Below are 13533 nucleotides of genomic sequence, written 5' to 3' on the forward strand. Positions count from 1 at the left end.
AGGATGACAATTAAAAACTTACGGACAACCAGCATCGCATACTTGCTGCTACCCAATTTCATTTTTTATTGGGGTTGGACAGCAACGGGTATTGCCATTATAGGGACAGGGCTTTTACTTTTCTTTTTATATGATGACTTTAAAGACAAAAGCTTTGGCTCAGAACGGGTCTTTTCACGCAAAGATTTATTGATTCTGATTGGAACTGCTTTGTTTCTTGCGATTGTGTCGGGTCTTAACGGATATACCTACCAGACCAAGGATCACTGGGCTCATAATGCTAAATTTCTGGAACTTTTTGCATATCCATGGCCAGTGAGGTTGCCAGATGCTGACAGCGCAGTCATTTCCTATTATTATGGCTTTTATGCCATTCCCTCTCTGATTAATAGGATGGCAGGAAGTATCGTTGAGAGCTTTATACTGCTATGGACATCACTTGGCCTGGCTTTGGGAATCGGATGGATTTATTTGTCAGTTAATAAAAGATTGGTGTTTTTATGGTTGATCCTTTGCCTTGGAGATCTTCCAAGGGTTGTAATTGCCATACTTGCTTTGTTCTCAAACAGATTGTACACGCTTGACCAATTCGGTATAGAGAACTGGTCGGTTTTTGAAAACCTGTTTTGGGTGCCTAATCAGGTCATACCGGCATTGATTCTGGGAGGCATGTTCATGTATATCCTGTTGAATCATAAAGACATTAATTTGATGGTTTTGCCGATCGCTATGTCTTTTTGGTGGGCTGTATTTCCTGCTTTTGTAAGTGGTTTACTAGTGGCGATTTTGATCATTCGAACCTGGATTATCGCCCACTTTAAGTTAGAATGGGATAAAGTGGTCAGGAAGACTGTCTTGCCATTCATAGCTTGCGTGCCTGTACTAATCTTGTTTCTGTCCCATGAGATAATCCCTGTTTCGGGATTTTTATGGGAATTTGATCTGAATTTGAATAATATAGTAAGAAAGTACACGGCAAATATCTTACTCAATATTTTACTTTTTACAGGGAGCTTCGTGGCTTTTAACAATTTGAAATCTACAGAGCGTAAACTTCCATTCTATATATCCATTTTTTTATGTCTTGTATTTCCACTTTATAGAATGGGGGAGGTGAATGACCTTTTGATCCGTGGAATGATGCCGGTTCTTGTCATTATAGGGATTTACATATTTCACCCGCTTTCGGCGATGAATGGCTACACCAGAACGCTTAGGTTCAAAAATTCTGTTTTGTCCTGGGTTTTAATCTTTTTGCTATTTTCTTCCTCGTTTTTGGGAATCAGCAGATTATGGAGAGCGATTCGGTTGAACAGGATCAATGATTCTGCATTTAAAGCAATGCCTTATGACACCTATCCCAATGTGTATGAAGCTTTAAAAGCAGAGTGGTCTCAGGAAGGGGCAGATCAATATACCGGAGATCGTAATTCCTACTATGAAAAATACATAGCTCCACAACGGAAACCGTAGTAAACGCTATGTATAAAGGAAGCCGGTAATATTTACTGTATAAGAATTTTGTGAGAGCTGAAGCCTTGTTCTGTTAGTATTTTAAAAATATACTGTCCTCTGCTCATACCTGTGGTTGCAATAGATACCCAATCTTGTCCGGGATATTCTTCTGTCTTGACCTTCTGTCCTGACGTTGTATAAATATCAACCCTAAGAATTTTATATGTACTCGAAGTAATATTAACATTTTCCTGTATCGCCGGATTTGGGAACACCGACAGACTGGTAGCTACAGGAGCAGTTATATCTTCATTTTGTTTCACAAGGGTGGTCGAGGCAATTTTTGATTCTGAGGTAGCTGAAATTCCTCTGATCGAGTAGGTGTATTCGACACCTTGCTTCGCTGTTGGATCGCTATATTCTGTCTGTCCTGCTTTCAGATGAATTACTTCGTGAGAACGGAAGGAATCTTTGCCTGAAAATCGTTCCAGCATGTAACTGGTGACTGATGAAAGGGCGTTCCACTTTAAAACAATATTAGATTTATCCTCAGAGGCGGTTAATGTCAATGTACCTAAATCGGTATACGGGTGAATTTTATTATGGTGAAAAGCAAAGGCACGGAATCCTTTTGTGTTCCTCAGAAAAGGTCCGATGTAAACCCAGGGAGCATTTAATAATGTTGCATCGTGATACTTTGACGGAAGGTATTTGATAGTCGTATCATTCCCGACGGTTTTCAATTCAACAATAATCTTATTCGCCTCTGCTCTCCCGGATTTCAGTTTTTGCCATACGGCATTTAGATAGAAAAAATCTTTTACTGAATAGATCGAAGAATATTCCGGGCTACCTTCAATATTGATTGCAACAGTATCATTTGGATATACCATTTCCTGGTAATCTTCAAAGACCATCGTGATTTCGCTTGACTCCGGATTTGAATAAAATGCCTTTTGGAGACTTGGAGATGTCATCTTTTCCTTCTTGCCATAGTGAAAATGGCCTGCCATATCAGCCATATCCTGTCCTATTTTCAAATAACCGTCCAGTCCATAATGAAAACCATTCCAGCCCGGTGCGCCTAGTGCAGCATACGGTTGTACAATAGGTAATGTTCTGTCGAGCGTGCGCTGGGATTCTCTGAAAGCACCGATCCGGTCATCATAGGCGCCACCTCCAAAAAGGGGTAATTGGAAAACATATATTTTTTCAACAGAGGGGTAATCTTTTTGTAGCTGGTTGGCCAGTGCAGGGAACCGGGGTGCCCATGACAAGGGATCATTAGAAGCTGCTTCATTTTCGCCTTGCCAGTAATAAATGGCCCGGGTATATGGTAAGAGTCCTGATTGAGTGGCATAACTCAACATGGATCCGTAAGGATTTGAACCATCTGTGGGGTTGGAACTATTACGAACTGTAAGATCTGCCAGTGAGGCACCCGCTACAGCACCGTTGATAACACAGGTAGGAATGCCGTATTTTTCAGCTATTACCCGCTGAAATTCAATGCCAAAAATACCGACACGTGGCGTCAGAGAATTGGATAATCCCCATATGACTCCTCCTCCTCCGGAAGAACCGAATGAACGACAATACTCGTTTCTGTATTGATAATCTACTTCCCATGCTACAGCATTTGACTGACCGTATATGATATAGAAATCACCGGCAACTACATCTGATCTTTTGACGATCAGAGATGAGTCGGTAGCAGACTTGATAGCATATATCTCGAAGGCATATTCTGCAAGTTCGGATTTAATCTTTGTATCGAACTTAAACTGAGCAACGCCATTCGTATAACTGGCGTTGGCTTTTTGATAGCCTGTTTTTAATTCATTTCTATACTTAACAACGGAAATATGTGTAAATCCTGCACTTTCCAAACGCCCCGAAATAGTGATCGTAGCTTCATTGTTTTTATCCCTCGGAAACAGCTGTTTGTCCAGCGGAAGTTTATCGAAACTGGCAAGATTGAATTTTTGCCCGAAACTCTGATTACCAAAGGTTACGAGCAGAATGAGACAAAGGTGAAGTATATGTTTGATCATTGAACAAAGACGAACAATATAGTAAGCAGATGATTTATTAAAGAGTAAAGGTACGCGTTGTAATCTTAAACTTGATAAAGAAAGTACAACGTATCTGCAGCAGAATCCTAAAATTTTAAGAATGACCGAATGTTACCTACTTTGCTACCTCCTGATAAATACAATTGGTATCTCAAATTTAGATAAATCAGGAAGTTAACGTTCTGTTCAATTACCCAAGCCATATCTCAAAATGCAGTAAATCGCCCGGAAACCATCTTTCCAATTGATTTTTTTACCTTCTTCATAGGTTCTGCCATAATAAGAGACCCCAACTTCATAGATCCTGATTTTTGGGATTTTTGAAATTTTAGCCGTAACCTCCGGCTCGAATCCGAAGCGATTTTCTTTAAGATTAAGACCTTTGAGCATATCGGCACGGAAAAGTTTGTAGCAGGTTTCCATGTCTGTAAGGTTGAGATTACAGAACATATTGCTCAGGAAAGTAAGGAATTTATTTCCGATGGTGTGCCAAAAGAAAAGAATACGATGAGGGCGGCCACCCATAAAGCGGGACCCATAAACTACATCAGCATATCCGTTAATTACCGGCTTCAACAGAATATTAAATTCTTCGGGATCGTATTCAAGGTCTGCATCCTGCACAATGATATAGTCTCCGTTTGCGCGGCGTATTCCTGTATGCAGCGCTGCACCTTTTCCTTTGTTTACATCATGCCTGAAATAGGTGATTTCTACTTCAGGATTTTCCGTCATAAACTGTCGCACTTTACCTTCTGTATTATCTGCTGAGCAATCATTTACAACCACAAGTTCCATTGTAAATCCACCAATCAATTTTACTGATCTTAATTTTTCCAATACGGTGAGAATGGTCTTTTCTTCGTTGTAAGCGGGTACTATTACAGATAATTTCATTAGAAATAATGTACGTCAATTAGAATTTTTTCGATGTAAAGATATAAAAAAAGCGCCCTGTTACATGCAACAGGGCGCTCCGTTCAATAACTTATTATTCAAAACAAAGAGAAGCAGCACCTAACAGACCTGCGTCGTTAGCAAGCGTTGCTCTTTTGATGTTCATTGTTTTAAGGTAATATGGAGTGAGCCAATACTGTAAACGCTCGTTAATAGCAGGTAAAATAAATTCGAAAGATGCAGAGATGCCACCGCCGATCAGGATAGTCGTTATGTCTAGAATTCGAATCATTGAGACCAAACCTTCTCCCAACAAGTAACCCATTTCTGTAAAAATAGCCTTAGCCAGTTCGTCTCCGGCTGATGCTGCTGCTACAAGGCCGGTTGTAGAGATTGTTCCGTCAGATGGCAGTTGTGTAGTTCCGGTATATGCCGCTCTCATGGCATTTGCCATATCAAGCAATTCTTTCTTACCGATATTTCTTTCCAGTACTTTTCCGTGTTTCGAAGGGACGTGTCCTGGTTCCATAGCATTTCCACCACCACCTTTAAACACTTTTTTGTCAATAATAGCTGCTCCTCCGATACCTGTTCCTAAGGTTACAAATATATAATCCTCAGGTAGCTTATCTTCTCCGAAATAATATTCTCCCAAAGCGGCTGCATTCGCATCGTTTTCAAGGAAAAAATCATGGCTTGGGAAACGTTTTTTCAGATCAGGAACAATTGTAATTCCATCAATTTCTGGAATAGCGGTAATCTCAATTAGTGTTGTGCGGGCTCTGTTGGTAAGGCCAGGAACACCTATTCCGACTTTTTTAACTTCCGGATATTCAACCAGTTGTAGTGCGATTGCATCGCCAAGTCTTTCAATAAAGTGGCCTGAACTGCGCCAACTAGCGGTATCGTGGCTATAAAAATTGGATATTCTTCCGTCCGTAGCATCAACGATCCCCATTTTTACGTTGGTGCCGCCCACGTCTATACCGAGGTACTGTTCCATGAAATCAATATGGGTTTAATAAATAATTTTAAAAATGTGGCAATTTAGTAAAAATGACCTATTGTTTACAAATCAATCTAAATCTCCTAATTGTGGCCTGATCAAAATTTCTTCAATTACAGATCTTGGCGAGAGTGAATAAGCCGACCATATACTTTCTGCAACATCTTTGGGATCCATAAATCTATCCTGAGGAAGTTCGGTTCCATGCCAGCTATCTGTATAAGTAGCACCAGGAATTACTGCAGTTACTTTCACGCTAAATGGCTTCATCTCCTCTCTTAAAACTTTCGTCATGCCCAAAAGTGCGAATTTGGAAATGCAGTATGAGCCTCCATTGGTGTAAGCTGTAATGCTTGCCGTTGAACATATATTGAAAATATGGCCTTTCTTTTGCGTCATCATGCCCGAAATAATCCCGCGTGTCAAATGATAAGCGCTATAGACATTCGTTTCAATCATCGTTTCCAATGTTCCCTCCGATTCATTATGGATCTGGCCAGGTATAAATACTCCGGTATTATTAATAAGTACCATAACCGGTCTGTTCATAGATTGTATGAACGCTATAAATCCTGCTAGTTCTTCCCGAATGGACAAGTCTGCGGTTTTATAAAACAATTGCGATTCTTTATACAGGCTGTTCATTTCCTGTTGAAGGGAGAAAAGATCCTTGTTGTTTCTTGCACAGGTGATTACATCACATTTTCCTTCCAGAAACCGCTCAACAATCGCTCTTCCAATTCCTTTTGTACCTCCTGTTACGACTACTAATGGATTCATTTTTCTGTTTACTTCTTTTTTTGCCTAATTTTCCCGAAAATATTGAATACAATTAAGATATTATGTCTGTAATCGGTAAATACTTCATTTTTTTAGGATCTTTATTTGGCAAAGGGGAGAAATTATCTGTTTACTGGCGGCGTTTTCTTGAGGAATGTGTAGGCATTGGCGTCAGTTCAATATTTATCGTAGCTATCGTTTCCACTTTTATTGGAGCTGTTTCCTGTATTCAAACTGCGTATAATCTTGTCAGTCCGATCATTCCTGTATCTACTGTGGCACTTATTGTCCGCGATATGCAGTTGCTGGAACTGGCGCCAACGATTACCTGCATAGTGCTTGCGGGGAAAGTAGGTTCTAATATTGCCAGCGAGCTCGGTACCATGCGTATTACAGAGCAAATAGATGCGCTTGAAGTTATGGGAATTAATTCGGCCTCCTATCTGGTGCTGCCGAAAGTACTCGCAGCCATGTTTACTTTTCCTATGCTTGTAATATTCGCAGCTTTTCTCGGGATTTTTGGCGGATATCTGGCGGGGACCCTTACAGGCGTTATTACAGAGAAAGATTATCTGGCAGGGATCAGGGATTCATTTGTGCCATACAACCTTTTCTTTATGTGTGTCAAACCTTTTGTGTTTGGTTTTCTGATCGCAACTATTTCTTCTTATCAGGGATATTTTACTTCCGGAGGAGCATTAGAAGTTGGAAAGTCAAGCACCGGGGCTGTAACCAATAGTTGTATCTCGATTCTGATAGCAGATTATCTGCTTGCACAGTTACTGTTGTAAATGATGTTAGCCGCATAAAAACGCGGTTATCAACAATTTTGAAATAGCATGATTGAAATACAAGGTATAGAAAAAGCCTTTAGTGGAAAGGAAGTCCTTAAAGGAATTACGTCCAAATTTGAAAAGGGGCAGACAAATCTGATCATTGGTGGAAGCGGCACAGGGAAAAGTGTCTTGCTGAAATGTATGATAGGTTTGGTTAAGCCGGATTCGGGTCATGTATTATATAATGGCAGAGATTTTTATAATAGCGATAAGGAGACGCAGCAGTCCATAAGAAGGGAGATGGGTGTACTTTTCCAGGGAGGAGCGTTATTTGACTCAAAAACGGTTGAAGAAAATGTTCGTTTTCCTTTGGATATGCTTACAGATCAATCGGTGAGTGAAAAACAGGACAGAGTTGCATTCTGTTTGCAACGCGTAGGATTGGATGCTGCCGCAAAAAAAATGCCTTCGGAAATAAGTGGCGGAATGAAGAAGCGGGTTGGTATAGCCAGAGCCATCGTGATGAACCCCATGTATCTGTTTTGTGATGAACCTAATTCAGGCTTAGATCCACTCACTTCGGTTAAAATCGATGAACTGATCAAAGAAATCACAGAAGAGTTTGGCATTACTACGATCATCATTACGCATGACATGAATTCCGTATTGGAAATAGGTGATAATATCATTTTTCTTTATCAGGGCCATAAATTATGGGAAGGGAAGAAAGATGATATCACACAAACTGACGTAGCCGAGCTTAAAGAGTTTTTATTCTCAAACAAGCTACTTCGTGAAATGGGACGTTAAATCTATTTCTTTTGAAGAAAGGGTAAATGCTTACGTTCCATCAACACTATACTCGCTGTGAATAAAAGTAGAATCAGCAAGTGAACAGGAACTGATATCCAAAGATTTGGAATAACCAGAAAAGTAGAAGCGAAGATCACTACTCCGCCTGTCAATATGTATCTGATTGCTGACCGCAGATCGTATGGAACGGGATAATATTGCTGACCAAAGTAATAACAGAGTGCCATCATCACAAAGCTGGACGTAGTAAATGCAATGGCACAGCCCACATAGCCTATAACCGGAACCAGGATTACATTCAGTACTATAACAATAGCTGCACCAGTGAGTGTAAGATAGGTGCCATATTGGGTTTTGTTGGTAAGCTTAAACCATGCAGCCAGATTGTAATAAATTCCCAAAAACAGGAAAGCACTTAACAGCCAGGGAACTGCAGGCAATCCTTCATGGAATATTTTCTTTTTAAGAAACATTTCCGCCAGCAGGTCCAGATTCAGGCAGATGCCTACCCACATGATCACACAAACAATGATAAACCATTTCATGATCTGGGCAAAAACAGTTGGTGCATTTTTATCTTCACCCTTCGAAAAAAAGAAAGGTTCTGCAGCATACTTAAAAGCCTGAATCGCGAGATTCATAAACACTGAAAGTTTAACGCATTGTCCGTAAATTCCAATGGCATCTTTGGTGGTGCGTCCCGGATAAAAATTGTCAGGAAGAAGATATTGTAGGAAAAGTCTGTCGAACAGCATATTTGTCACAGCCGCAAGGTTCATGATCATAATCGGCAATGCATATACCCACACCGGTTTAAAGAGCTCACGATTGAATATAAATCGGAAATCTGCGAATTCTCTCGATAACATAGGGATGAAAAGCAGATTAGCAATTACATTGGCGAGAACGATGTAATCTACAGCATGGACAGGATCATAGAAACTTTCAACGGCGGGCTGAAGAAAAGTCAGATATTCTCCGTCATAAACAGCTTTGCAGAAAACGAGAAAGAAAAGGTTGAGGCCAATATTGATAAGAATATTAGAAACCCTTATCGTAACGAATTTTAATGCTTTTTTCTCTAATCGTAATCTGGCGAATGGAATAGATACAATGGCATCTGTTGCCATGATCAGAGCAAACCAGCGTACCAATTTCCCATTTTCAGGATAGTCTATCAACGTCGCAATGGACTCGGAAGAGAAAAACACGACAGATGACATAGTCATGCTTACCAGTATAACGGCACTCAGAATAAGATTATAGTATTTCCTTTTGTCTGATTCCGCGGTTGCATACCGGAAAAAAGCGGTTTCCATCCCAAATGTATACAACACCAATGCAATTCCTGCATATGAAAACAGCTGAACTTGTACTGCCAGTTCAGAAGGAAGGAAGAGGCTGGTATGAAGTGGTACAAGTAAATAATTGAGTAGCCGACCCAGCATTGTACTTACGCCGTATAGTGCCGTATCGCTGGCCAGCTTTTTTAAAACACTCATATTGAAATAATAGATGCCTCCCGGATGTAGCTTAAGGATGCTTATTTTTGTTATATGAGCGCAAATATAAGGGAAGTGTAAGCCATTATACCAAAATAGCCCCACTCATTGCTGAGAAGGGCTATTTTGATTCTGTTGAATGGCTATTTGCCGATGTCGCTTACGATCCGCTCAATAATATTTTCAATTCTTTTCCAACCGTCGTCAGTGCTAAGATCTACATCTATCATTTTTGGGCGGTAGTCTTCTACCATGACCAGATAATAGATACCCGCTGACAGGAAGGCCATTAATCCGCTGGTATCTTCAAAATTTGGCAAGGTGCCAATTTTTTCCAATAAACGATTGGCTACAATATTTTTTGTCTCTGACAGAATTGATTTTCCTGTGCCGATTTCCCAGCGAAGCAAATCTCTTGTTGCTTTTCTTTCTCTGAGATCCCGGAGGAAGGTGATCATCAGGTCTGTCATTGCCTTGTTGCGTTCTTCAGGAGGAAGTGAGCCAATGCCTTCCGCATAATCTTCCGCTGCAGTAGATGCATACTCACCGGATTTTACATACTGCTCCATCAGGCCATCTACGCTTTCGAAGTAGCGGTAAATAAGAACTTTGTTGACTCCGGCAGTACGAGCTATCAGGTTTACGCCTACTTTGTCCGTTCCAAACTGCTCAATTACTTCTCCAACCGCTTTCAGGATTTTTCCTTTTGTCCTTTCACGGTCACGTTTTTTAACTTTATCAATTTTCATTATGGGTGCTGTTTAGGTTAAAACGTAGTAAATGTAACATTTCATCTCAAAATATTATCATATCAGAGGCCCTTAAGTAACCTTTTTTGTCATTTTGGTTGATAAAATATTATAATGTGTTTGTGGAAGGGGTAATTTGTATAAGAAACTATCTGTGTGTGAGAGGATTAGTTTCCCGTAGTTACTTGCTAGAGGTGTGTGGAGAGCAGATAATTTAAGAACATTTTAATGTCGAAAAGCTACCTGTTGAATATCCTTCATTCATTTTATCATTGCTGCAAATGAATGAATGAAAAAGCCCCGTAACTTTTCAGTTACGGGGCTTTTCGTTGTGGGAGTTGAGGGATTCGAACCCCCGACCCTCTGCTTGTAAGGCAGATGCTCTGAACCAACTGAGCTAAACTCCCTTTTGTTTTCCCGTCGTTTGGGAGTGCAAATATGTAGGACTTTATTTTATTGTGCAAGTTTCAGTGCAAAAAAAAATAAACTTTTTTTTAATTGCCTGGTAATCAGCAACGGTTATTCAAAGTTTAAATACAGAGTTACAGTATGGGTTGATAATTTTCCAATACCTTTTCCCAAAGAATTTTGCGATGGTTGGAAAACATTTCCTATTCCATGAGAAAAGCGCAATTCAGGAGCAAATTTAAAAAACTCAAAAAATTGCTCGAAACCAACACCGTAATCCAGCGTAAAGTCAGTTGACTTGGTATCCAAAGTTCCTGCACCGCCTCCACGGCCACGCCTCACGTTTGTTTCAATAGCCATAGTCAAACCTGCAATCAGATACATCCTGTTATTTACTCTTCTTTGAGATTTGTACTTAAGAAGCAGTGGAACTTCAATCCATGTTGACTCACGTTTGTCGATTTTTTCAGGGCTTGAAGGATAACTATATCTGACCTCCCGCTCATAGAGTGAAACGGACGGTGTGGTACGCAGATCAAACCGTTCATTCAGGAACGCATTGACGGTAAAACCCATTCTGAAAGCAGCCTTAGTCGGCGACTTAATAGAATAAGCAGTATCTCCGGTCATAAACTGTTCATTATGTTTGATTGCATACCGTGTGAAGGGCATTGCAAAGAGAATACCATAATGAATCGGTTTGTCATCGTAAAACTCCAGGTGTTTGCGTCGATAACCCTGACCCTGAGAAATAGCTTCCTGAACAGTAACACTCAATAAGAGTACTACTAAAATTACTTTTGGCCAATGTAAATGGTACAGATCCCGAAGGTAAGTGGTATGCATTTGGTATTGATAAAACCCGCTTTTTTGAAAATATCAAGAAATGCCTCTCCATCAGGAAATGCCTGTACAGATTCCGGCAAATAGGTATAGGCAGAACTGTCCTTTGAGACTGTTTTTCCTATTAATGGTAATATGTATTTAAAATAAAAATTATAAAATTGCTTGAAGGGGAAACTCCGGGGCTTGGAAAACTCTACAACTACACAATTACCCTGAGGCTTCATCACCCTGTTCATTTCAGTAAGCCCGGTAAGCAGATTCTGAAAATTTCTTACTCCAAACGAAACGATCACTGCGTCGAAATAATTGCTCTCAAATGACAAGTTTTCAGAATCCCCTGTTTGTAGCGTAATGATATCTTGTTTGCCGAGCTTCCTGATCTTTTCCCGACCTACTGCAAGCATTCCTTCGGAAATATCCACGCCGATGATTTTTTCAGGCTTTAGGCTTAGTGCCTCTATGGCAAAGTCTCCGGTGCCGCTGGCAATATCAAGTATCTTCTTAGGCTGTTGCTTTCGTAACAGCTTAATCGCCTTTTTACGCCAGTAGATATCCACACCTCCACTTAGCAAATGATTCAGCAGGTCATATTTAGGAGAAATGTTATCGAACATCTCTGCAACCTGCTCTCTTTTACTGCCTTCTTTATCTTTATATGGTATTACACTCATCACAGATAGGATCAAAATTAAATATATACAAAACTACTGGAAAATATGGTTAACGCTGTTGGCATGATGAGTATAGTTGAAATGCAAAAAAAATCGTCCTGGTTTCTATCTGTTTTTTCTGTCCATTTTAATATATTTATGAAACACACTTCATCACACTATGCCTTACATTCTTATTATACTGACGATCTTTCTGGTCGTTCCGCCAGCCATAGGCGAGCCTCAGCACCACCAATTTGATAAAACCCAAACTTCCGGAAACGACAAAACCTCACAACCATCACGTTTTTTGCTTTCTGTACGTGGCGGACTGTCCCAGTTCTATGGCGAATTAAATGAACAGGATATGAAGGGTTCTTATGGTATTGGTGCTCATGTCAGAATTACTAAGGGAGTCACATTGGGCCTGGATTATTCAGCAGGTAAGATAGGTGGACAGAAAGTGCCATTTTTTAATTCCTATTTTATCAATGAATATAATGCTGCTGAGTTTATTGGCAGATGGAATCTTACAAAACAATTTTCCAAAAGAAAAGATGACTTGCTGGATGTAAGTGTTTATACAGGTGTTGGATTGATGTTTTTTAATGCTAATGCCTTTGACCTTCATACAGATGATCTTGTCAGATTCTCGAACAGCGAGACGAGTAAGCGAAATCAATTGTTTTTACGATGGGGCAATCCAAGGGGCAGGTCGGGTATCAAAAGAACGCATGAACGAATTATTCCGGTCGGGACCATGTTGGATTACAATCTGACAGACAGGTTCAAACTTGGTCTGGATTTTAGATTTTACTTTGTGAGGACTGACAAATTGGATGCAACCTCAGGGCAGCGTTTGATTAATCCTGAAGAAGCGGATTCGTATAGTGATACACCAAATGACAAATTTAGTTTATTTGCCATTACATTAACTCACTACTTGCGTAAGCTCAGAAAGTGATAAGTTGTCATTTTAATTAATAGAAACGTTATTGGAAGCGATCAGATATAGATTTTACCCCAGTCTTTTGAACCTGTATGGAAGATATCTGGATGGGAAGCTGGAGTTTGAAGATTTCATAGCAAGAATCAACCGTGTACCCATCCCTACCACAGAAGCGCAGGCAAGAGGTATTGCTTTTGAGAATGCAGTGATTAAAGGAATTGATGAAGATCTTTATGATTATAAAATCCTTCAAAAGGTACGTGCTTTATTGCCACGTCCTATGATGCGTGCTCAGGTGTATTGCGAGCATCAATTTGGCCATGTATTATTCTATGGCTATGTGGATGTGATTGGGAAAACGCTTGCTGCTGATATCAAAACCACCAGTCTTTATACTCCTGGCTGTTTTGAACAAAGCCATCAGAACCTCTACCTGCCAGCTTTAAAACAGAAAGGAATCAGATCTCTCCGGTACATTATTACTGATTTCAAAGATGTATACCAGGAAGACTATGACCAAACGGTTGATCTGAGCTTTCAACAGGAGCAGATAGAACTCTTTTGCGGATTTCTGGAAGAGCACCGCAAAAGAATTACCGACACCCGGATCTTCGGCGTGTAACTGTG

13 protein-coding genes and 1 tRNA gene are annotated in these 13533 nt (G+C 40.1%); 5 read left to right on the forward strand and 9 right to left on the reverse strand.

Going from position 1 to position 13533, the window contains the following annotated elements; all coding sequences use genetic code 11:
* Positions 1-3: 3 nt before the first annotated feature.
* Positions 4-1473, forward strand: coding sequence for a hypothetical protein (locus AC1XUE_RS21895; protein ID WP_483358149.1), 1470 nt, complete (start codon positions 4-6; stop codon positions 1471-1473).
* A 32-nt stretch (positions 1474-1505) separates the two neighbouring features.
* Here AC1XUE_RS21895 and AC1XUE_RS21900 read toward each other — a convergent pair whose 3' ends face one another.
* From AC1XUE_RS21900 to AC1XUE_RS21915, 4 genes are all read right to left on the reverse strand, one after another.
* Positions 1506-3509, reverse strand: a complete 2004-nt coding sequence (locus tag AC1XUE_RS21900) for a T9SS type A sorting domain-containing protein (protein ID WP_483358150.1) — start codon at positions 3507-3509, stop codon at positions 1506-1508.
* Positions 3510-3716: 207 nt separating this feature from the next.
* Positions 3717-4427: a glycosyltransferase family 2 protein gene (locus AC1XUE_RS21905; protein ID WP_483358151.1), complete on the reverse strand. Its 711-nt coding sequence runs from the start codon at positions 4425-4427 to the stop codon at positions 3717-3719.
* A 94-nt stretch (positions 4428-4521) separates the two neighbouring features.
* Complete coding sequence (locus AC1XUE_RS21910; protein ID WP_483358152.1) at positions 4522-5430, reverse strand: ROK family protein; 909 nt, start codon at positions 5428-5430, stop codon at positions 4522-4524.
* Between the two features lie 72 nt (positions 5431-5502).
* A complete protein-coding gene (locus tag AC1XUE_RS21915) occupies positions 5503-6213 on the reverse strand; it encodes an SDR family oxidoreductase (RefSeq protein WP_483358153.1) in 711 nt (236 codons plus the stop codon).
* 62 nt (positions 6214-6275) lie between these two features.
* Between AC1XUE_RS21915 and AC1XUE_RS21920 the strand changes: the two genes are divergently transcribed.
* Both AC1XUE_RS21920 and AC1XUE_RS21925 read left to right on the forward strand, forming a co-directional pair.
* Positions 6276-7004 carry an MlaE family ABC transporter permease gene (locus AC1XUE_RS21920; RefSeq protein WP_483358154.1) on the forward strand — a complete coding sequence of 243 codons (729 nt, stop codon included), beginning with the start codon at positions 6276-6278 and terminating at the stop codon, positions 7002-7004.
* Positions 7005-7052: 48 nt separating this feature from the next.
* Positions 7053-7799: an ABC transporter ATP-binding protein gene (locus AC1XUE_RS21925; protein ID WP_483358155.1), complete on the forward strand. Its 747-nt coding sequence runs from the start codon at positions 7053-7055 to the stop codon at positions 7797-7799.
* A 2-nt stretch (positions 7800-7801) separates the two neighbouring features.
* Here AC1XUE_RS21925 and AC1XUE_RS21930 read toward each other — a convergent pair whose 3' ends face one another.
* The 5 genes from AC1XUE_RS21930 to ubiE form a co-directional block, all read right to left on the reverse strand.
* A complete protein-coding gene (locus AC1XUE_RS21930; protein ID WP_483358156.1) occupies positions 7802-9304 on the reverse strand; it encodes a lipopolysaccharide biosynthesis protein in 1503 nt (500 codons plus the stop codon).
* A gap of 143 nt (positions 9305-9447) precedes the next feature.
* Entirely contained in the window at positions 9448-10053 is a 606-nt protein-coding gene (locus tag AC1XUE_RS21935; RefSeq protein WP_483358157.1) for a TetR/AcrR family transcriptional regulator, read from the reverse strand.
* A 332-nt stretch (positions 10054-10385) separates the two neighbouring features.
* Positions 10386-10460 (reverse strand) — tRNA-Val (locus tag AC1XUE_RS21940).
* Positions 10461-10572: 112 nt separating this feature from the next.
* Complete coding sequence (porT, locus tag AC1XUE_RS21945) at positions 10573-11307, reverse strand: type IX secretion/gliding motility protein PorT/SprT (protein ID WP_483358158.1); 735 nt, start codon at positions 11305-11307, stop codon at positions 10573-10575.
* The gene (gene ubiE / locus AC1XUE_RS21950; protein ID WP_483358159.1) at positions 11256-11978 is read right to left on the reverse strand and encodes a bifunctional demethylmenaquinone methyltransferase/2-methoxy-6-polyprenyl-1,4-benzoquinol methylase UbiE; all 723 of its coding nucleotides are present in this window, start codon (positions 11976-11978) and stop codon (positions 11256-11258) included. Before ubiE ends, porT begins: the two co-directional genes overlap by 52 nt.
* 160 nt (positions 11979-12138) lie before the next feature.
* Here ubiE and AC1XUE_RS21955 point away from each other — a divergent pair, with 160 nt between their 5' ends.
* Positions 12139-12921, forward strand: a complete 783-nt coding sequence (locus AC1XUE_RS21955; RefSeq protein ID WP_483358160.1) for a hypothetical protein — start codon at positions 12139-12141, stop codon at positions 12919-12921.
* A 31-nt stretch (positions 12922-12952) separates the two neighbouring features.
* The gene (locus tag AC1XUE_RS21960) at positions 12953-13528 is read left to right on the forward strand and encodes a hypothetical protein (protein ID WP_483358161.1); all 576 of its coding nucleotides are present in this window, start codon (positions 12953-12955) and stop codon (positions 13526-13528) included.
* Positions 13529-13533: the final 5 nt, after the last annotated feature.

It is taken from the genome of Dyadobacter sp. HNCC25DJ187 (genome assembly GCF_056895255.1).